We start from the raw sequence: 18665 nt of genomic DNA on the forward strand, positions 1-18665 counted from the left end.
CCGGCTGTGCGCTCAGCGCGCCTCGGACTCCCGAACCTGCTCCGCCGTGGGCGCGGTGCCGCCGAGGTGGGCCGGCATCCACCAGGTGTCGCTCGCGTCCTTGGGACGCACGGGGTAGGCGCGCTGGGCGGCCTCCAGGAGTTCCTGCACCCGCTCGCGCAGCTGGCGGGTGATCGCGCCCGCGTACTTGTCCTTGGAGGCCTCGAGAGCCTCGCCGACCCGGATGGTGATCGGGATGTGGCTGCGCCTGAAGTTGCGCGGGTGGCCCTTGGTCCACAGGCGCTGGGTGCCCCACACGGCCATCGGGATCAGCGGTACGCCCGCCTCCTGGGCCAGCCGGGCGGCGCCCGACTTGAAGCTCTTCAGCGTGAACGACTGCGAGATCGTGGCCTCCGGGAAGACCCCGACGATCTCGCCGGACTTCAGCGAGTCCAGCGCGTGGGCGTACGCCGCCTCACCCTGCTCGCGGTCCACCGGGATGTGCTTCATGCCGCGCATCAGCGGACCGGAGATCCGGTGCCGGAACACGGACTCCTTCGCCATGAAGCGCACCAGGCGCTTCTGCGGGAGCGCCGCGAGCCCGTTGAAGACGAAGTCCAGATAGCTGATGTGGTTGCTCACCAGCACGGCGCCGCCCGAGCGCGGAATGTTCTCCGACCCCTTGCAGTCGATCTTGAGGTCCCACGCCTTGAACAATGTCTGGGCGAAGCCGACGACGGGACGGTAGACAAGCTCTGCCATGGACGGGGTGGACCCTTCCTTCTCTGCCTGGGAAGGAAGCTCCCAGTGGGAAAGTTACGCAGCCGTAGGTTTACGGCTTGCCGCAGATCGTGCCCCAAGAACGGCCGAGGGCCAAGCCCAAGTGCCTGGGAACGGCGAGATCCTCGTCACGTCCACCCCTTGATCCACCTCGGACTTTGGCGTCGCCTTTACCCGGCGGCGGCCGTGAACCGCCGTGCGAGCAGGTACATCTCGCACCCCAGGCAGTAGCCGAACACGGCGTTCAGGAACGCCGCCGCGAGCGCCGCCCCGGTCGCGGCGAGACCCAGCCAGTCCGGCCCGAGCGTGTACCCGATCAGCCCGACGCCCGCGAAGACCAGTCCCACCGCCTGGGCGAACCGCGGCGGCTGCGGCGCCTCGAACTCCGTCGGCGGCCCGATCCGCGGCCGCACGGCCCTGCGGAACAGCCGGCCGTACGGCGAACGGCCCACCCCGCCCGCCGCGCCCAGCGCGAACGCCAGCGTCTGCCAGGCCAGCAGCCAGGCGCTGCCGGTGACCAGAACGACCGCGAGCACCACGGTCGTCACGGCCGCCCCGAAGCGCGGCCCCCTCACGTCGATGTCCATGAATCAAGCATTCCGCATGGGAAAGGCTTCTGGGGAGTCGGGAATCTTTGCGGTCCCGTGAACGCTTGAGCAGGGTGATGACCGGACTTGTGGTGTGCGTGGCGGTGCTCGCGGCGGCGAGCGCCTACGGAGTGCTGCATCGGCGGCGGAGCGGGAGAGTAAGGGTGCGCGGGCGCGACGACGGAAAGCGGCTCGGGGCGGCCGAGTTGGGCACCGGGCTCGGCGAGCGCGCCACCCTCGTGCAGTTCTCCAGCGCCTTCTGCGCGCCCTGCCGGGCCACCCGGCGCGTGCTCGGCGAGGTGGCCGGCATGGTCCCGGGTGTGACCCATGTCGAGATCGACGCCGAGGACCACCTGGACCTGGTCCGCCGGCTCGACATCCTCAAGACCCCGACCGTGCTGCTCCTCGACGCCGACGGCAACGTGGTGCGGCGGGCCACCGGTCAGCCGCGCAAGGCGGATGTGATCGCCGCCCTGGGGGAAGCGGTCTGAGGGGCCGTGACGCGAGGGTGAGTCATCTCCCACATCGCGGAACGTACTTGACTGTGTGCACCAGCTATCGTCAGCCTGACCGTATGCCTGAGGAACTCCTTCTCTTCGGACGGGCCCACGTCGATCTGGCCCGCACCGCGAGCGCGTGCTGTCCGAGCTGTTGAACGGCCACGGATCCCCACGTCTCTCCTCGCAGAAGGACAACTCCATGACGGCCATCTCCGGCCTCGGCACCCCTCGGCTCGCCTCACCGGACCTGCTCCGCTCGGTCTTCCGGCGCCATGCCGCCGGAGTGGCCGTGATCACGGCCACGGGTGAGACGGGCCCGGTCGGCTTCACCGCCACCTCCCTCACCTCCGTCTCCGCCGAGCCCCCGATGCTCTCCTTCGGCATCGGAACCGGTGCCTCCAGCTGGCCCGCGATAGCCGCCACGGACCACGTCGGTGTCCACATACTCGGTGAGCACCAACAGGAGCTGGCCGCCACCTTCGCCCGCAGCGGCGCCGACCGCTTCGGGCCGCCCACGGTCTGGCGCGAGGGCCCCGAAGGCGTTCCGCTGCTCGACGACGTCCCGGCCTGGATGGTGTGCCGGGTGGTGGGGCGGGTGCCGGCCGGCGATCACCGCATCGTGCTGGCCGAGGTCGTCCTGGGCGACCCCACGGGTCCCGGGCAGCCGCTCGTGTACCACCAGGGCAGGTTCAACGGCCTACGTGACTGACGTCACCGGACTCCTGTGACCGAACCGGCGTTCCGTGGTTCTGCGAAGCCGTCGAATTCCGATTACGCTGCGTTGCAAAGGTCACAGTTCAAAGCGCTTGCTTAGCGGGGACGAACTGGGTGTACTGACGAGTAATATTTCGTTCGGAGCGCGGGTCGCCCCGAACGGGATCGGCCGCTTGGGGCGCCTATGCTGCCTGCAAGTAGGCAGCAGAGAAATGTCGACGCAGTAGGAGAGCCGGCGTGAGCTTGAGGATCGTTGTCACCGTGAAGTACGTGCCCGACGCCACTGGCGACCGGCACTTCGCCGATGACCTGACCGTCGACCGGGACGACGTGGACGGTCTGCTCTCCGAACTCGACGAGTACGCGGTCGAGCAGGCGCTGCAGATCTCCGAGAACTCCGACGACGACGTGGAGATCACCGTTCTGACGGTGGGCCCGGAGGACGCCAAGGACGCGCTGCGCAAGGCGCTGTCCATGGGCGCGGACAAGGCGATCCACGTCGAGGACGACGACCTGCACGGCACCGACGCGATGGGCACCTCGCTGGTGCTGGCCAAGGCGGTCGAGAAGGCCGGCTACGACCTGGTGATCTCCGGTATGGCCTCCACGGACGGCACCATGGGTGTCGTACCGGCCCTGCTGGCCGAGCGTCTGGGTGTCCCGCAGGTGACGCTGCTGTCCGAGGTCTCCGTCGAGGACGGCACGGTCAAGGGCCGCCGGGACGGCGACGCCGCCTCCGAGCAGCTCGAGGCCTCCCTGCCGGCCGTCGTGTCGGTCACCGACCAGTCGGGCGAGGCGCGTTACCCGTCCTTCAAGGGCATCATGGCCGCCAAGAAGAAGCCGGTTCAGTCCTGGGACCTGTCCGACCTCGACATCGAGGCGGAGGAGGTCGGTCTCGAGGGTGCCTACACCGTCGTGGACGCCGCGGCCGAGCGCCCGGCCCGTACCGCCGGCACGATCGTCAAGGACGAGGGCGAGGGCGGCAAGCAGCTCGCTGAGTTCCTCGCGAGCCAGAAGTTCATCTGAGCTCGACTTCGCTGACCGCCCCTCAAGTTTCGCAAGCAGGAGAGCATTCCCATGGCTGAAGTTCTCGTCTACGTCGACCACGTGGACGGTGCCGTCCGCAAGCCCACCCTGGAGCTGCTGACCCTGGCTCGCCGCGTCGGCGAGCCGGTCGCCGTCGCACTGGGCAACGGCGCCGCCGACACCGCCGCCACCCTCGCCGAGCACGGCGCCGTCAAGGTCCTCACCCACGAGGCGTCCGAGTACGCCGACTACCTGGTCGTCCCGAAGGTCGACGCCCTGCAGGCCGCCGTCGAGGCCGTCTCCCCGGCCGCCGTCCTGGTGCCGTCCTCCGCCGAGGGCAAGGAGATCGCCGCCCGTCTGGCGCTGCGCATCGGCTCGGGCATCATCACCGACGCCGTCGATCTGGAGGCCGGCGACGAGGGCCCGGTGGCCACCCAGTCGGTGTTCGCCGCCTCCTTCACCACCAAGTCCCGTGTCTCCAAGGGCACCCCGGTCATCACCGTCAAGCCGAACAGCGCGGCCGTGGAGCCGGCTGCGGCGGCCGGTGCGGTCGAGGCCCTGGCCGTCACCTTCTCGGCGCAGGCGACCGGTACGAAGGTCACCGGCCGCACGGCGCGTGAGTCGACGGGCCGTCCGGAGCTGACCGAGGCCGCGATCGTGGTCTCCGGTGGCCGTGGTGTCAACGGCGCGGAGAACTTCGCGATCATCGAGGCGCTCGCCGACTCCCTCGGCGCGGCCGTCGGTGCCTCGCGTGCCGCGGTGGACGCGGGCTGGTACCCGCACACCAACCAGGTCGGCCAGACCGGCAAGAGCGTGTCCCCGCAGCTGTACATCGCCTCCGGCATCTCGGGTGCGATCCAGCACCGGGCCGGTATGCAGACCTCGAAGACGATCGTGGCGATCAACAAGGACGCCGAGGCCCCGATCTTCGAGCTGGTCGACTACGGCGTCGTCGGCGACCTCTTCGACGTCGTCCCGGCCCTGACCGAGGAGATCAAGACCCGCAAGGGCTGATCACCACGCAGGCACAGCGAGGCCCCCATGACCGTGTCGACGGTCATGGGGGCTCGTGTCATCCCAGGGTCAGATACGCCTGCACCGGCAGATGGTCGCTCGGGAACTGTCCGTCGTCGGAGAACGTGTTGATCACCGCCCGGTGCGCCGTGACACCGGGTGTGCTCAGGATCCAGTCGATGCGGTCGCCGTTCGGGGTCAGCGGCTGGTAGCCGTGGAAGGTCGCGTACAGCGCGCTGCGCTCGCGCGCGGTGTCCCAGGTGTCGACGAGACCGGAGCCGAGCAGCGAGTCGTACACCGCGTTCTCGTGGGCGGCGACATTGAAGTCCCCGGTCACCAGCACCGGCAGCGAGCGGTCGAACCCGGCGATCCGCTCGGCGATGAGCGAGGCGCTGCGCTCGCGCGCGTACTGGCTCACATGGTCGAAGTGGGTGTTGAGGGCGTAGAACTCCCGCCCGTCGTCGGTCAGATCGCGGAAGCGGACCCAGGTGACCATACGGGCGAAGCGGGCACCCCAGGTGTTGGAGCCGATCACGGCCGGGGTGTCGGAGAGCCAGAAGTGGTCGTACTCGGTCGGGCGCAGGCGCCGGGAGTCGTAGAAGATCGCCATGGATTCGTCGCGGCTGCCGTGCAGCCGTCCGGTGCCGACCCAGTCGTAGTGCGGGCCGAGGTCGGAGTCGATGTCCAGGAGCTGGGAGAAGATCCCCTCCTGGGTGCCGATGACATGCGGGGCCTCGCGGCGCAGCAACTCGCGCATCACCGGTCTGCGCACGGTCCAGCTGTTGGGTTCCGTCGTGCTCGCGAAGCGCAGGTTGAAGGACATGACCCGCAGGTGGCCGCGGGGCGGACGCTCGCCCGCCGAGGCGGCGGACGTGGGCAGTGCTGTACTGGAGAGGGGCGCGGTGACCGCGGCGGCCAGCGCGACTTTCAGGCCCAGGCGGCGCGTGACCCGGCTGTGGTTCGGCACTGAGGCTCCTTCGCTGGGAACTGCCGGACGAGTCGTGCGGGGCGTGCGTATGCAACTGTGATACCGCGTCCTGAGATGGGCGTGAACATGGCGAGATGGGGGAGTGACTCCCCGTGGACATGGTGTTGACCGGGCGGAAGGTCCCCAGATAACTTCATTCTACGGATTGTTGATTCCGCATGGTGGAAATCAGGAGGATGTGGGATGGGTCAGGGCCAGCAGGAGAAGGTGGCGACGAGCCTCGCGGGCGCCGTCAGCGAGGAGATCAGCGCCTCCCTCGCGCCGGTCGACGCCGAGCTGGAGCGCCGCTACCCCGGAGACCCCGGCACCCGCCAGCCCGTGCACACCGTCTACGTCCCCGGCGACGTCTTCGCCGCCGACACCATCCGGACCTGGGGCGAGAAGGCCCTCACCCTCCTCGACGAACACTCACCGGACGCCGCGTCCTTCGCCGCCGTCCTCGGTCTGTCCGACGAACTCGCCGAGCCCGTGTACACGCGCGTGCGCGCCAAGCTGGAGCACGAGCCCATCGAGGACCTGCGCGTCGACTTCGAGGACGGCTACGGCCCCCGCCCGGACGCGGAGGAGGACGAGACGGCCGCCCGCGCCGCACGGCTGATCGCCGAGGCGTACGAGAACGGCACGGCGGCCCCGTACATGGGCATCCGCATGAAGTGCATGGAGGCGCCCGTACGCGACCGGGGCATCCGGACCCTCGACATCTTCCTCACCGGCCTGATGGAGGCCGGCGGCCTGCCCGACGGGCTGGTGCTGACGCTGCCCAAGGTGACCTACCCCGAGCAGGTCACCGCCATGGTGCGGCTCCTGGAGGAGTTCGAGAAGGCACGCGGGCTCGAGCCCGGCCGGATCGGGTTCGAGATCCAGATCGAGACCAGCCAGTCCATCCTGGCCACCGACGGCACCGCCACCGTCGCCCGGATGATCCAGGCCGCCGAGGGCCGCGCCACCGGACTGCACTACGGCACCTTCGACTACAGCGCCTGCCTCGGCGTCTCCGCCGCCTACCAGGCCAGCGACCACCCGGCCGCCGACCACGCCAAGGCGATCATGCAGGTCGCCGCGGCGGGCACCGGCGTACGTGTCTCGGACGGCTCCACCAACGTCCTGCCGGTCGGCCCGACCGAGAAGGTCCACGACGCCTGGCGACTGCACTACGGCCTCACCCGCCGTGCCCTGGCCCGCGCCTACTACCAGGGCTGGGACATGCACCCCGGTCACATCCCGACCCGGTACGCCGCCGTGTTCGCCTTCTACCGCGAGGGCTTCGAGCAGGCGGCGGGCCGTCTCGCCCGGTACGTCAACCGGACCGGCGGCGACGTCATGGACGAGCCCGCCACCGCCAAGGCCCTCGGCGGCTATCTGCTGCGCGGCCTGGACTGCGGCGCCCTCGACATCGCCGAGGTCGCCCGGCTGACCGGTCTGACCCGTGCCGATCTGGAGGGCTTCGCGGCGCCCCGGCGCGGTGACCTGACGGTCTCCGCCAAGTAGCGGGCCGGTCACATCCGTCCGTGCCCGCTGGCGCCGTCACCCGGGCCCCGTACTCTGTACGAACGCAATGACGGGTCACAGGAACGGGGCAGCGGTGTCTTCGGGGGAGAACGGACGGGCGGACGCGGCCGGCCGGATGCTGGCCGGGCGCTATCGCGTCGTGGCACAGCTGGGACGCGGCGGCATGGGCGTGGTCTGGCGGGCCCTCGACGAGGTCCTCGGCCGTGAGGTCGCCGTCAAGGAACTGCGCACCTACTCGGACGCGGACGGGCCCGAACTCGCGGATCTGCGGTTGCGAATGCAGCGCGAGGCCCGCGCGGCCGCCAGAGTGCGGCATCCGGGAGTCGTCGCCGTGCACGACGTCGCCGAGGTCGACGGACGCCCGCTCATCGTCATGGAGCTGGTCGAGGGACCGTCCCTGGAAGCCGTGTTGCGCGAGCGCGGCACGCTCGACCCGCGCGAGGCGGCCGGCATCGGCGCCAAGGTCATGGACGCGCTGGCCGCCGCCCACCGGGCCGGAGTCCTGCACCGTGACGTCAAGCCCGGCAACATCCTGCTGGAGACCACCGGCCGCGTCGTACTCACCGACTTCGGCATCGCGACGATGGAGGACCCGGGCGACGGCTCGGCCACCAACCTGACCCGCACCGGCCATCTCGTCGGCTCCCTGGACTACTTGGCCCCCGAGCGCGCCCAGGGCGGCGACCCGGGTCCGTCCTCGGACGTCTGGGCGCTGGGCGCCACGCTTTACGCGGCGGTGGAGGGCTCCGCGCCCTTCCGCCGTACGTCGACCTTCTCCACGCTCACCGCCATCGTCACCGAGCCACTGCCCGAGCCCGGAAACGCCGGACCGCTCGGCCCCGTCCTCCAGCGGCTGATGGACAAGCGGCCCGAGTCCCGCCCCGAGGCCGAGCAGGCGCGCGACCTCCTCCAGGCGGTCGCGGACGCGGGCGGCAAGGACACGCCGACGGCCGCACTGCGCGGGCCGGCCGGCTCCGGTCCCGGGGACACCGAGCGCAGCGTCCCGGCGGTGCCGCCCGGCTTCGGGCCTGCGGCATCGGCGGGCCACGAGGGGCAGCCGGGTCGGACGGCACCCGCGGGTGAGGCGTCCTGGGGCGGCGACACTCCTGTGCAGGGTGTGTCGCCCGGGTCAGGTCTCGCCGGGGCGGCGGGCTTCGGACCGGAGGCATCGGCGAGCCACGGGGGCCAGCCGAGTCCGACGGCACCCACAGGCCAGGCATCCCCTGGCGGCGACAGTCCCGCGCAGGGCGTGCCCGCGTCCGACCTCCCCGGGGCACCGCGCTTCGGGGCCGCCGCGCCACCGGCGGCGCAGGGACCCGGCACTCCAGGGCTGGGATCCGCCACTCCCGGGCAAGGCACGCCGTCGGCCCAGGGGTTCGGCGCCGCCGACCATTCCGGCCCGGCCGCCGCCGCTCCCGGTAGCCCCGGCCCGGCTGCCGCTCCCGGTAGCCCCGGCCCGGCTGCCGCTCCCGGTAGCCCCGGCCCGGCCGCCACCCCCGGGCAACCGCCCGTGTCGCCGTACGGCAGCACACAGGGCCCGTCCGGACCGCAGCGGCACGGCCTCGGCACTCCCACCCCACCCCACGACCCGGACGCCACCGGCTCCATGGTCACCTCCTCCGGCACACCCTCCCGGCGCAAGGGCCGCGCCCTGCTCGCCGCGGTGGCCGTCACCGTCGTCCTCGCGGCGGCCGGGGTCACCGCCGCCCTGGTGAACAACAAGGGCGAAGCCGGGACCGGGGCGCAGGACGTGTCCTCCTCCACCTCGCGGGGCACGTCCGCCGCGGCGAACGGCAGCCCCGACGCCGGCCGCTCCGACGAGTCCGGCCCGACCGAGAAGGACGACGAGAAGTCCCCCGACGCGACCAAGTCCCCGAGCCGCGGCGCGCAGAGCGATCCCACGGACCGCCCCACCACCTCGGCCCCGACCGAGACCTCGGGCGAGGGCGGCGGCAACGGGGGCACCACGGGCGGCGGTTCCGGCGACGGCGGCACCACGGGCGGTGGCGGCACCTCCGGCGGCTCAGGCACGACGGGCGGCGGCGGAACCACAGGCGGTGGCGGTGGCAGCACACCGACCCCGTCCTGCCACTCCATCGGCGGCGGCAAGTACAACTGCCAGGTCTGGCGGACCGCCAAGTCCTACACCGCCTCCGGCACCGAGGTCGGCGTCCTCAACGCGGGCACCAACTACTTCTACTGCCAGCAGAACCTGGGCCGTCGCGAGACATACGGCGAGTGGACCAACGTCTGGTGGGCCAGGACCGACGACGACAGCGGCAACGCCAACGTCTACGTCAGCGACGTCTACATCGAGGGCGGCGACAACGACGAGCCGGTGCCGGGCCTGCCCACCTGCTGACCAGCCCTGATCGTGTCGCGGACGGGGGCGCGGAGTATCGGCTGCGGCGGACGGAGTGAGGCTTCGACCTGGCCGCGGACGTCCCGACGACGAGCCGCCGCACCACGCACAGGAGCCCTCTTTCGTTGGACTAGCGGCTTGATTAGACCCCGTTCCGCACCGGTTCGAACGGAGGTGCACGGCTACGTACGTAGCCATCGAAGTAGCCATAGTGCTCAGGGCAAGCCAGTGATGACTCAGGTGCCTGGGCCTGCGACTTGGGGCCTCTGCTGGACTATCCGGAGGGCTTGCTGCACCAGTCGAGGTGGTGCCGACACCTGGCGAGCTTGTACCTCTTCAATAGCCCCGCTCGGCTATACAGCTATTCGCGACTGAGGCCGGCGGCCCGGTCGCGCCATCTGACGTCGCAGTAAGGGAGGTAGCGCCAAACGTGCCGAGCCACGTGAAAGCGGGGCTGCGGCTGTTGATCAGCCTCAGCCCCGCTGAGTTTTCCTTCTCGCCGCTACACCTACGAGGGGCAGCGGTTGAGTGGTCACGCCGCGTCGCGCATGGGCGATGGCTCGGGCCGTGAGGTCAGACTGGCGGCGAAAGCTCCATAAGTGTCGGCGTGGTCCTTCAACAGGTGGCTGTACGTACTGCGCAGCATCTCGACTGAGTCGCCTACCCACGCGGCCACGGTGTGCTCGGGGATTCTGTTCTGGAGGCACGTGGAGATGAAGGTGTGCCGGAGGTCATGGAAGGTTGGAAGGTTCCCCTTCTCATCCTTGATCCCTAGCTTCCGCAGCGTGGGCTTCCACAGACATTCGTTGAAGTGGTTCTTGCAGAGGAGGGTGTTGTGTGGCCCCCAGAAGAGGGCCTGTACCGAGCCACGCTGGCAGTCATCGATCTTCTGCTTGTGCTGCCACAGGACGTTTTGTGCGGCCCGCGGAGGGTGGCGGTGCATGTGTTCGTTGAGGGTTTCTTGGAGATACGGGGGGATCGGAACGTCTTTCGTGGTGAGGCGCGGGCTCGTCTTGAGGCGGTCTATGAGCGTGGGCTTGTGACGAGTCTCCTTGGTCTTGAGCACTTGGCGGTGAACGGTGAGCAGCCTTCTGTCTGTGTCGATGACGTCTGTGCACACGGCTAGCGCCTCTGCTTGCCGGACGCCGCAGGCGAAGCCGAGCATCGGGATGGGACGGTAAGGCTCGGGAAACTCGTCATAGATTGCCCAGCACTCGTCTGGGGTGAAGACGTACGACTCCGTCGCGCTTACGTAGGGTCCGGGGACCTCGTATGTGGGGTTGGCGGCGATCCTTCCGTTCTGGAGGGCGTCTCTGATAATCATCTTGAAGACCTTCCAGTGGCCTTCGGCCGTGCGGTTGGCGAGGTTCTTGTTGGCCTCCATCTCCTGGACCCAGACCTCTACTTGGGCCCGCTTGATGGTCCGCAGGCGCTTGCTTCCCCAGCGAGGGTTGAGGTGTAGGCGAATAGACACCTCATAGTTCACGACGGTGCCTTCCTTGGCGCGGCGCCTGCTGAGCCAGTCGGCAGCCCACTCTTTGAAGGTCAGGGATGCTTCGGCAGGCTCCGGAGCTACGCCGCTAGCCATGTTGTCCAGAACGGCTTGCGCCTGAGCCTGGGTTATGCCAACTGACTCGGGGATAGTGGCTCGTGTGCGGTTACCCTCGGCGTTCGTGAGGTTGTAGGACCAGCTATGGCCGCAGCCGCCCTTCTTGGGGCGGTTCTGGTCGGAGCAGTCGCACCGCTTGTAGACAGTGGGCTTGCGTGCCACGGGATACCTCTCGAGATTCAGTGGGTTCGCGGGTGACTCCCTGGCCAGGGGAGTTTGACTGTACGTAGGCGCAGCCGTGGCCGGTCAAGCCCGACGGGCGGGGGCTGGACGAGCGGTGATGGACCTTCTATTCGCGGCAATGGCACCTACGTCGGCGTGCGGGATTCACTCCATGCGCGCTTCTATCCATGCCTCGAAATCGCGCTCCCGGACACGAAGAATGCGATCGCTGACACGTACGACGGGGATATCCCAGTTCCTGTAGTTGTCGAGCACCGTGCGCTTTGTGACTTCCATTCGCTCGGCAATCGTCTCGAAACTCAGCAATACGTTGGAGCCACCGCGAGCCATCGTCGTCCTTGCTTTCTCGTAGGTGTCCCCCGGCGGACCGATCCGGCCGGACGGAGCCGGTTGCGTTCCGCCCGGCACCGATACGTACGTCGATCATCGGAATCTGTTACACCTCTGCGAGGCCCGCCGGTCTCCAGCGCGATGAAGTCGCTTCGTGGTGGTGACGGTTGGGATGGACGGGTTGCCCTCGAGATCGATGGCGGCGGGGTGGTGGCGTTCGTTGGGCATCGCAACATGGGCGCGGCAAATCGGGCGCACGGCCGGGGCGTCTGCGACGGCCGGGGCATACCCGCACCGCGTGGCAGCGAAGGTTGCGCGCCATCGCTGATCTGTTCGATGCGTTCTGTGACTGATTGGTTATGCTGCCTCGGTGCCGCATCGGAACGTGATCGTCCGTTGGTGGGGAGACCGTGGTGGTTGGTCCGAGGGCGGCGCTGTAGTTGATGACCACAGCACCGGCTTGGGGGGATAGCACGCCGTGACCGACATTCTGGAGGCCCTGGTCGCACGCGCCGTAGCAGGCGGGGACGACGGGGCTGACGCCATTGGGGCGTTATACGACGAGCTCAATGACACCGTGTACCACTGGGTGCGGTTCTACATCCGGGACGGACACGTCGCGGAGGATTTGTGTCAGGAAGTGTGGCTGAAGGTCGCCCAGAACATCAGCAAGTACCGCGCGGGGACGTGTCTGCTGGCCTGGCTGCGCACGATCACTAAGAACACCGCGCTTGACTACCTGCGCTCGGTGCAGCGGCGCCCCTCGGAAGTGCTGTACGCCGACCACCTTGAGCTCGACCGGCCGCGCTTCGATCAGAACCCGGAAGAGCACGCCGAACGGCGCGCACTGGCCCAGGCTGTTGCCTATCACCTGCAAAAATTGCGCCATGAGCAGCGGCAGGTCCTGATCCTGCGGTTCTTCGACGGGCTAACTCCGGGGCAGACTGCGCAGATCATGGGGAAGTCGGATGGCGCTGTCCGTACCCTCACGGTGCGAGCGCTGCGCAAGCTCGCCGCAGTCATGCCGGCAGGGGAGTCGTCTTCCGAATTGGTCGAAGAGCTGCTGTCGGCGGCAGCGGGCGGACATAGAGTTGTCGGAACACGGGTTGATGCACGAGAGGCGAGGGTGCATGTCGCGACGCGCTGACCAGAGTGAGCGCTTGGAGCGGGCGCTGGAAGGCGGGCCCATCCCTCATGATGAGGAGACCCGCCAGATGCTGGCTGCCGCGGGTGCACTGCATCCCGGCTACCAACGCAGTCCCTCGCGGGTGCGCGATGCCAGAGAGGCAATGCTCCGTGCGTACGCGCGTACCCAGAACGCGCAGGAGACGCGGGAGGACGCGGGATCCGGTGACGGCCTGGACGAGCCGGAGCTTCATCGTGAGGAGATTGAACTGCCCGACGGTGGGCAGCTCGTGCTCACGGACATCGAAGACATCACACCGGAGCGTGCCCAGAAGATGGCCGACCGCGTCGCTCGCATCCTGAACAGCAAGGAAAGAGACCACCAGAGTTGAGCAGCGCAATACCGGAGGGCTTCGGCGTCTGGGGGCAGCCATGACCGAGTCGCAGCCTCGTGTCCGGATCCACATCTTCACTCCCGAGGACGAGGACGAGGACGACCTCACTGACCTGGGCCTCGTCAATGTTGGAGGCGAGCGCCTCCTGTTCCTGAAGCCTCAGAGCTTCGATTCGGCTGTTCGGCAGGTGCGTTCCGCATTGCCGGATCTCCCGCTGGAGCAGGTTGAGCGCTTGTTGCGCGAGCACCAGGAGTTCAAGGACTTCGAGGAACTGCTGGGGACGGCCAAGTCAGTTTCGCCCTTGGACATCACCCCTATGCTCGACGAGCCTCGCCTGCCGGGACGTCTGCGCGGCCGCACAAAACGATGGGTGATCGCTGCTGCGCTGGCGCCTGCGCTCGCGGGGAGTTGGGCACTGGGCTACTTCAGCGCCGGCAGCCCGGCAGGAACTTCAGCGAGTGTGCCGGACAAGAGCCCGTCGCCGAGTGCCACCGACGCTTCGGCCGTGCGGCCCGCAGCGAAGCCGTTCGTCGGCCCGGAGTTCATGGACTTCTCCAAGGCTGGGCAGATCGACTGCAAGCCGATCGCCAACCTCGAAGCGGAGTGCACGGACGCGGACGGCATGGTGATGTCGAGTAAGGCAGCGATCGGGCCGGACAGCACGATCTTCACCTTCTCGTACGGTTCGGAGCAGATAGGGCTGAGAATCTTCGGAGACGCGACCTACGCGGAGACGTGGGCCCGGCAGGACGGTACGACCGAGCTATACCCTAACCTCACCCGCTCCGGCCGGTACGTGCTCTGGGGCACGGACAAGAAGCGGTTGTCGGAGTACACGGAATTGCTCCAGGCCGCGAATGCTAGCTCCTCGACTAGACCGCACATGATGCGTTCGGCGGCACCGCTCCCGCCCCGTCTGGCCGCGCTCACCCTAGGCACCTTGGGGCTTGGCGAAGGGGACGTGGCGACCATCCTGCACTCGCCGCGCAGCGCGCCGCTCGCCGAGCCCGTACTCCTAGCTGCGCAAGCAGTGCTCGGTGTCCAAACAACCGTTCCGCGGTTCACGGGTGGCGATGACATCGTCGCGATTGCCGCCGGTCTTGATCGGCCGCCTGTGGTGTCCCCGGCCGAGCACACCACGGACATGGACCCCCCTACGGTCCCGATCGTGCCCCGGGGCACTCAGCCCACGCCGATCGAGAACACCGAAGGGACGCAGCCGACTACGTCGACGCCGGCTCCTGCGGAAGAGCCGACCGCGGAAGGACCCCAGGCCGAGCAGCCGACATCAACGCCTGCTCCGGTCGAGTCAACAGCGCCGGAACAGTCCACACCTCCAGCAACGTCGGCCCCCGAGCCGTCGACTCCCCCGGCCTCCGATCCGGTCGAGGAGACGACTGCAGTCCCGGAGCCCACGGCTGTGGATGAGACCCAGACCGACGAAGGCTCCGGCCCGGTCGAGGAAACTCCGGCCGCCCCGGAGAGCCCGGCGCTGTCTGACGAGGGCTCAGCCCTGGTGGAGGAGACTCCGGCCCCCGTGGACCTGCCCGTGGATACCGCCGCTCCCACCGAGGAGCCGTCTCCCGCGGATCCGAGCACGGGGCAGAGCGTGGACGACCTGCTGATCCTGGACTCGGCCTGGACGGTCGCAACCGCCTGAACAGCCAGAGGGGGCCCGGACTGATGTCCGGGCCCCCTCGGTGTACACGGGTCAGAACGGCGGTTCGTCCCGGTGCGGCGCGGCCCACGCGTCGTCGGCTGCGGGACGGTTGTGCACCGCGGCGGGGTGCTGCGCGCTGCCCCCAGTCTTGGTGACCTTCGCGGTGGCGTTGCGCAGGCTGGCTCCGACTTCCTCGACGTCCAGCTCGTAGACCGTGCGGTTGACGCCCTCACGGTCCTCGTAGGAGCGCTGCTTGAAGCGTCCCTGGACGATGACGCGCAAGCCCCGTATAAAGGACTCGGCGACGTTCTCGGCCGCCTGGCGCCACACGGCGCAGGTAAGGAACAGGCTTTCGCCGTCCTTCCACCCGTTGGTCTGTCGGTCGAAGGTGCGTGGGGTGGAGGCGATGCGGAACTTGGCCACCGCGGCGCCGGAGGGGGTGAAGCGGAGTTCGGGGTCGTCGACCAGGTTCCCGACGACGGTGATGACGGTCTCGCCTGCCACGGACAGGGCCTTTCAGGGTTGGGGCCGCCCGCGCGGGTGCGGGCGGCCGGGAAGGTCAGGCGAACAGGCGCTTCCAGGTCTCGGGCCCCGGGATGCCGTCGGCGTCGCTACCGGTCCAGCCCTGGGCACGCTGGAAGGCCTCGACGTTCTTGCGGTCGGCGTCGGACCACCTCGGGCCAGGTCCCTGGGTGTAGAACCTGCCGAAGCCCTTCCGGACGAGCTGCTGCCCGAGCAGGGTGACGCTCGCGTTGCTCTTGCCGGGCCCGAACTTGCCCCGGCCCGGGAACGGGGGCGTCGGCTTCGCCGTGACCTTGGACGGCAGGGTGCCCAGCAGCTTCTTGAGGGACGTCTTGCCGGGGACACCGTCCGCCGCCGTGCCGGAGTAGCCGAGGGACTCCTGGAAGTCCTGGTAGTTCAGGGTGTCGGCGTCCGTCCACGTGGGGCCCGGCCCGCTGGTGTAGTGCCTGCTGAACCCCTTCCTCACCAGGGCCTGGCCGACCTTGGTGACCTGAGTGCCCTTGGCGCCGTAGCCGTACGCCAGGCCGTTGATGGTGACCTGGTAGCGGGCGGCCCCGGAGCTCGAGCCGCTGCCCGGGAGAGAGCCGCCCGGGTCCGGCGCCGCGTCGTAGTCTCCGGCCGGCATGCCCGCCTGCACCCAGGTGTAGAGCCTGGTGCCGGGGCACGCGGTTGCGAACCCGTCGCGGTGACCGCGCTTGGCCAGCGTGCGTCCGGTCTTCCTGCACGCCTCCTCGTACAGGGCACGGCACGCGGCGAGCGCCTTGGCGCTGGGCGCCTGGTCGCCGCCGATGGCGATCTGGACACCGATGCCGCTGATGTTGTGGTTGGGGCAGTGGGCGCCCTGCAGGGTCCAGCCCCGACCCTCGTAGATGTTCCCGGCCTGGTCGATGACGAAGTTGTAGCCGACGCCGGACCAGCCCTGGTTGATGTGCCCGGCCTCGATGGCGCGCATGATGGCGTAGCCGGTGCGGGTGATCGGGGTGCCGCCGTCGTAGTGGACGAAGAACTCGGTGCGCTTCGACAGCGAAACGGTGGCCGGGGCGCCGTTCCAGGGCTTAGCGCCCCAGGTGGCGCGAGAGATGATCTTGATGGTCATGGGGGGTGGTGCCTTCCGCTCTGGTGATCAAGTGGAGGGCACCGTGCAGGGTGCGACTGGTTAACGTCGCGTGCTGCGCCTACCGGCCTTGGAGAACACCGGTGCAGCGGTCATTGGCTAGATTGATCTTGAGCGGTGGAAGGGCCCGTTATCGTGATACGGGCCCTTCGCGATCGGATGCTAGTCAGCGCTGGTGCTCGAACCAGAGGACTAGGTGTGCCGTCACATGAGGTTGGTGCCACGACCGCGATCACCGCGCAGCCGGTGCCCCGGTTTCCGGCTTTCCCCCTGCACTGCCGGGTCGGCTGGCTACCGTCTTCGTATGACGTGGTGGCAGGCGGCCCTTTGGGGCCTGGCCGGCGGAGGAGCGGCCTCGGTGCTGTCCTTCACGACGGCCGTAGTGTCGTCCGGGTACTCCTGGCCCTGGAGGAAGAAGATAGACGCCGGGGAACCGTCTGGGGAGTTGGGGCCGCGGCTGTTCGTGCTGGCCGCCGGGGCCGTGCTGGGCGCCGCGGTTGCGGCCGCCGCGCACGACCAGATCAGCGGCCCCTGGCCAGCCTTCATCTTCGGCGTCGGTGCCCCCGCCACACTCCGCGGCCTGCTCTCCGGCGTCGAGGTCGCCCCCCGCACCTACCCCGCGCCACCCCCTGGGCCCGCGTCGGCCTCGTCCGCGCCGCGCACGGCCCTGCCCGCCCCCGGCCCGGGAGAGGTCCGTGAAGACGCACCCTGACACCCCGCTCGGCCGCATCGCGCTGGCCGCCCGCCCCGCCCGGCCGTGGCTGCACATCCGCGCCTCCCGCTGGTGGCGCCGTGTCCTGCTCGCCGCCGGCGCGCGGCAAGCGCCGTGGGCGGGGAAGAACTGGCGCGGCGCAGACCTGCGCGGCGCGGACCTGGCCGGCGTGGACCTGACCGACGCGAACTTGACCCGCGTGTTCCTGAGCGGCGCGGACCTGACCTACGCGTTCCTGAGCGGCGCGAACCTGACCCACGCGGAAGTGCGCGGCGCGAACCTGAGCCACGCGGACGTGCGCGAAGCGAACCTGACCGACGCGGACCTGACCGATGCGGACCTGCGCAGCGCGAACCTGCGTGGCGCGAACCTGCCCCGTGCGTTCCTGCGTGGCGCGAACCTGCGCCGTGCGAACCTGGCCGACGTGGACCTGGCCGGCGCGAACCTGATCGACGCGAAGCTGCGCGGCGCGAACCTGCGCGGCGCGAACCTGACCCGCGCGAACCTGGACGGCGCGAACCTGAACGGCGCGAACCTGATCCGCGTGGACCTGCGCGGCGCGTTCCTGCGTGGCGCGAACCTGCCCCGTGCGTTCCTGAGCGGCGCGGACCTGACCCGCGCGGACCTGGACGGCGCGGACCTGGACGGCGCGGACCTGACCGACACGTACTTGACTGGCGCGAAACTGACCGGCGCGAACCTGCGCGGCGCGGACGTGAGCGGCGCGAACCTGGCCGACGTGAACCTGGCCGACGCGGACTTTGTGGATTTGACTTGGTCAGAGCAGACAATTTGGCCCGATACGCTTGCCGTGCAGATGCGGGCGCGCTCTGTACCGCTCGGGAGCGGCAAGTGGCGTGTGCAAGGGGCTGGCAACAGCGGAGCCGACCTGGAAGCACCGCCTCTGCCCATGCGTTGACGGCGACCACCACCGGCCTGTGACAGCCGAGACCGCGGCGTGCCCGCGTGCCGTGGCACCAACCTCATGAGACGACACAACTGATACGGAGGCTGACGGCACCGCTACCGACGCCGTACGAGGCATCCCGGATCAAATTGCTCTTCACATCCTGGCCGTGCTGCGCAGCCTTCCGTGCAGCCCACACGCGCAGGCCTCGGATCCAACGCATCCATGGATGCGTTGGGGTGGGGGCATTGCTAGGCTTGCTCACGGTGTTCCCTTCACTTCCTTTCACTACCTGATTGGGTGGGGCATCACGCAGAGAGCCCCCTGACGCTGGCCTGAGAAACTCGCGTTATGGCGGGGCTCCTGCTGTTTCAGCAGTGTAGTGAGCGGCGAAGCCAGCGTGGTCAGTCGGCGTAACACAACTACCCTCTGCGCTCCTGACTGTGACGTTGCGTCACCTTTTTCGCGTTGATTCGCGACGCAACACGGCGGAACGCAGCTCTCCATACTTCTGCTGTGCGTCTCGTCACACTTGGCGGGGCCCTCCTCCTGTGGCGGGACGACGTACACCGTAGGGAGTCGGATCGGCCACCGCACAAAGCCGCCGCCACTCTCGGCCACCAGCTACCTTTTCGCACGTCACAGCGGG

Annotated in this window: 17 protein-coding genes and 1 pseudogene; 11 read left to right on the forward strand and 7 right to left on the reverse strand. The window is 69.1% G+C overall.

Going from position 1 to position 18665, the window contains the following annotated elements; genetic code table 11:
* Window positions 1-12: 12 nt before the first annotated feature.
* Window positions 13-741, reverse strand: coding sequence for a lysophospholipid acyltransferase family protein (locus IM697_RS17970; RefSeq protein WP_194048702.1), 729 nt, complete (start codon window positions 739-741; stop codon window positions 13-15).
* Between the two features lie 188 nt (window positions 742-929).
* On the reverse strand, window positions 930-1346 hold the full coding sequence (locus IM697_RS17975; RefSeq protein WP_194048703.1) for a DUF4395 domain-containing protein: 417 nt from the start codon (window positions 1344-1346) through the stop codon (window positions 930-932).
* 77 nt (window positions 1347-1423) lie between these two features.
* Between IM697_RS17975 and IM697_RS17980 the strand changes: the two genes are divergently transcribed.
* From IM697_RS17980 to IM697_RS17995, 4 genes are all read left to right on the forward strand, one after another.
* On the forward strand, window positions 1424-1837 hold the full coding sequence (locus tag IM697_RS17980) for a thioredoxin family protein (RefSeq protein ID WP_194048704.1): 414 nt from the start codon (window positions 1424-1426) through the stop codon (window positions 1835-1837).
* Between the two features lie 208 nt (window positions 1838-2045).
* Window positions 2046-2555: a flavin reductase family protein gene (locus IM697_RS17985; protein ID WP_194048705.1), complete on the forward strand. Its 510-nt coding sequence runs from the start codon at window positions 2046-2048 to the stop codon at window positions 2553-2555.
* Between the two features lie 242 nt (window positions 2556-2797).
* Window positions 2798-3586, forward strand: a complete 789-nt coding sequence (locus tag IM697_RS17990) for an electron transfer flavoprotein subunit beta/FixA family protein (protein ID WP_194048706.1) — start codon at window positions 2798-2800, stop codon at window positions 3584-3586.
* A 51-nt stretch (window positions 3587-3637) separates the two neighbouring features.
* Window positions 3638-4600, forward strand: coding sequence for an electron transfer flavoprotein subunit alpha/FixB family protein (locus IM697_RS17995; RefSeq protein ID WP_194048707.1), 963 nt, complete (start codon window positions 3638-3640; stop codon window positions 4598-4600).
* A gap of 58 nt (window positions 4601-4658) precedes the next feature.
* Here the strand turns inward: IM697_RS17995 and IM697_RS18000 are convergent, their stop codons facing one another.
* Window positions 4659-5567 (reverse strand): endonuclease/exonuclease/phosphatase family protein, encoded by a 909-nt coding sequence (locus IM697_RS18000; RefSeq protein WP_194048708.1) that lies wholly within the window; start codon window positions 5565-5567, stop codon window positions 4659-4661.
* A gap of 204 nt (window positions 5568-5771) precedes the next feature.
* On the opposite strand from IM697_RS18000, the gene IM697_RS18005 reads away from it, so the two are divergent.
* Both IM697_RS18005 and IM697_RS18010 read left to right on the forward strand, forming a co-directional pair.
* Window positions 5772-7076: a DUF6986 family protein gene (locus tag IM697_RS18005; RefSeq protein WP_194048709.1), complete on the forward strand. Its 1305-nt coding sequence runs from the start codon at window positions 5772-5774 to the stop codon at window positions 7074-7076.
* A 94-nt stretch (window positions 7077-7170) separates the two neighbouring features.
* On the forward strand, window positions 7171-9459 hold the full coding sequence (locus IM697_RS18010) for a serine/threonine-protein kinase (RefSeq protein ID WP_194048710.1): 2289 nt from the start codon (window positions 7171-7173) through the stop codon (window positions 9457-9459).
* A 532-nt stretch (window positions 9460-9991) separates the two neighbouring features.
* Here IM697_RS18010 and IM697_RS18015 read toward each other — a convergent pair.
* Entirely contained in the window at window positions 9992-11230 is a 1239-nt protein-coding gene (locus tag IM697_RS18015) for a tyrosine-type recombinase/integrase (RefSeq protein ID WP_194048711.1), read from the reverse strand.
* A 165-nt stretch (window positions 11231-11395) separates the two neighbouring features.
* On the reverse strand, window positions 11396-11581 hold the full coding sequence (locus IM697_RS18020; protein WP_194048712.1) for a DNA-binding protein: 186 nt from the start codon (window positions 11579-11581) through the stop codon (window positions 11396-11398).
* 478 nt (window positions 11582-12059) lie between these two features.
* On the opposite strand from IM697_RS18020, the gene IM697_RS18025 reads away from it, so the two are divergent.
* The 3 genes from IM697_RS18025 to IM697_RS18035 are packed head-to-tail and all read left to right on the forward strand — an operon-like array spanning window position 12060 to window position 14761.
* Window positions 12060-12728, forward strand: coding sequence for an RNA polymerase sigma factor (locus IM697_RS18025; protein ID WP_194048713.1), 669 nt, complete (start codon window positions 12060-12062; stop codon window positions 12726-12728).
* 13 nt (window positions 12729-12741) lie between these two features.
* Window positions 12742-13098 (forward strand): hypothetical protein, encoded by a 357-nt coding sequence (locus IM697_RS18030; RefSeq protein WP_194048714.1) that lies wholly within the window; start codon window positions 12742-12744, stop codon window positions 13096-13098.
* A gap of 40 nt (window positions 13099-13138) precedes the next feature.
* On the forward strand, window positions 13139-14761 hold the full coding sequence (locus IM697_RS18035; RefSeq protein ID WP_194048715.1) for a hypothetical protein: 1623 nt from the start codon (window positions 13139-13141) through the stop codon (window positions 14759-14761).
* A gap of 129 nt (window positions 14762-14890) precedes the next feature.
* Here IM697_RS18035 and IM697_RS18040 read toward each other — a convergent pair.
* Both IM697_RS18040 and IM697_RS18045 read right to left on the reverse strand, forming a co-directional pair.
* Window positions 14891-15265: pseudogene (locus tag IM697_RS18040) on the reverse strand (single-stranded DNA-binding protein); the annotation flags it as partial.
* A gap of 55 nt (window positions 15266-15320) precedes the next feature.
* A complete protein-coding gene (locus tag IM697_RS18045; protein WP_194048716.1) occupies window positions 15321-16379 on the reverse strand; it encodes a peptidoglycan-binding protein in 1059 nt (352 codons plus the stop codon).
* 322 nt (window positions 16380-16701) lie between these two features.
* On the opposite strand from IM697_RS18045, the gene IM697_RS18050 reads away from it, so the two are divergent.
* Entirely contained in the window at window positions 16702-17109 is a 408-nt protein-coding gene (locus tag IM697_RS18050; protein ID WP_194048717.1) for a hypothetical protein, read from the forward strand.
* Entirely contained in the window at window positions 17093-18028 is a 936-nt protein-coding gene (locus IM697_RS18055; RefSeq protein ID WP_194048718.1) for a pentapeptide repeat-containing protein, read from the forward strand. Before IM697_RS18050 ends, IM697_RS18055 begins: the two co-directional genes overlap by 17 nt.
* Window positions 18029-18665: the final 637 nt, after the last annotated feature.

Origin of the sequence: Streptomyces ferrugineus (assembly GCF_015160855.1) — a bacterium.
Taxonomy (GTDB): domain Bacteria; phylum Actinomycetota; class Actinomycetes; order Streptomycetales; family Streptomycetaceae; genus Streptomyces; species Streptomyces ferrugineus.

Excerpts from the sequence above, each read along its gene's own strand:
- IM697_RS17970 (WP_194048702.1), bottom strand. The coding sequence starts at position 741 with ATGGCAGAGCTTGTCTACCGTCCCGTCGTCGGCTTCGCCCAGACATTG.
- IM697_RS17975 (WP_194048703.1), bottom strand. The coding sequence starts at position 1,346 with ATGGACATCGACGTGAGGGGGCCGCGCTTCGGGGCGGCCGTGACGACC.
- IM697_RS17980 (WP_194048704.1), top strand. The coding sequence starts at position 1,424 with ATGACCGGACTTGTGGTGTGCGTGGCGGTGCTCGCGGCGGCGAGCGCC.
- IM697_RS17985 (WP_194048705.1), top strand. The coding sequence starts at position 2,046 with ATGACGGCCATCTCCGGCCTCGGCACCCCTCGGCTCGCCTCACCGGAC.
- IM697_RS17995 (WP_194048707.1), top strand. The coding sequence starts at position 3,638 with ATGGCTGAAGTTCTCGTCTACGTCGACCACGTGGACGGTGCCGTCCGC.
- IM697_RS18005 (WP_194048709.1), top strand. The coding sequence starts at position 5,772 with ATGGGTCAGGGCCAGCAGGAGAAGGTGGCGACGAGCCTCGCGGGCGCC.
- IM697_RS18020 (WP_194048712.1), bottom strand. The coding sequence starts at position 11,581 with ATGGCTCGCGGTGGCTCCAACGTATTGCTGAGTTTCGAGACGATTGCC.
- IM697_RS18035 (WP_194048715.1), top strand. The coding sequence starts at position 13,139 with ATGACCGAGTCGCAGCCTCGTGTCCGGATCCACATCTTCACTCCCGAG.
- IM697_RS18045 (WP_194048716.1), bottom strand. The coding sequence starts at position 16,379 with ATGACCATCAAGATCATCTCTCGCGCCACCTGGGGCGCTAAGCCCTGG.
- IM697_RS18050 (WP_194048717.1), top strand. The coding sequence starts at position 16,702 with ATGACGTGGTGGCAGGCGGCCCTTTGGGGCCTGGCCGGCGGAGGAGCG.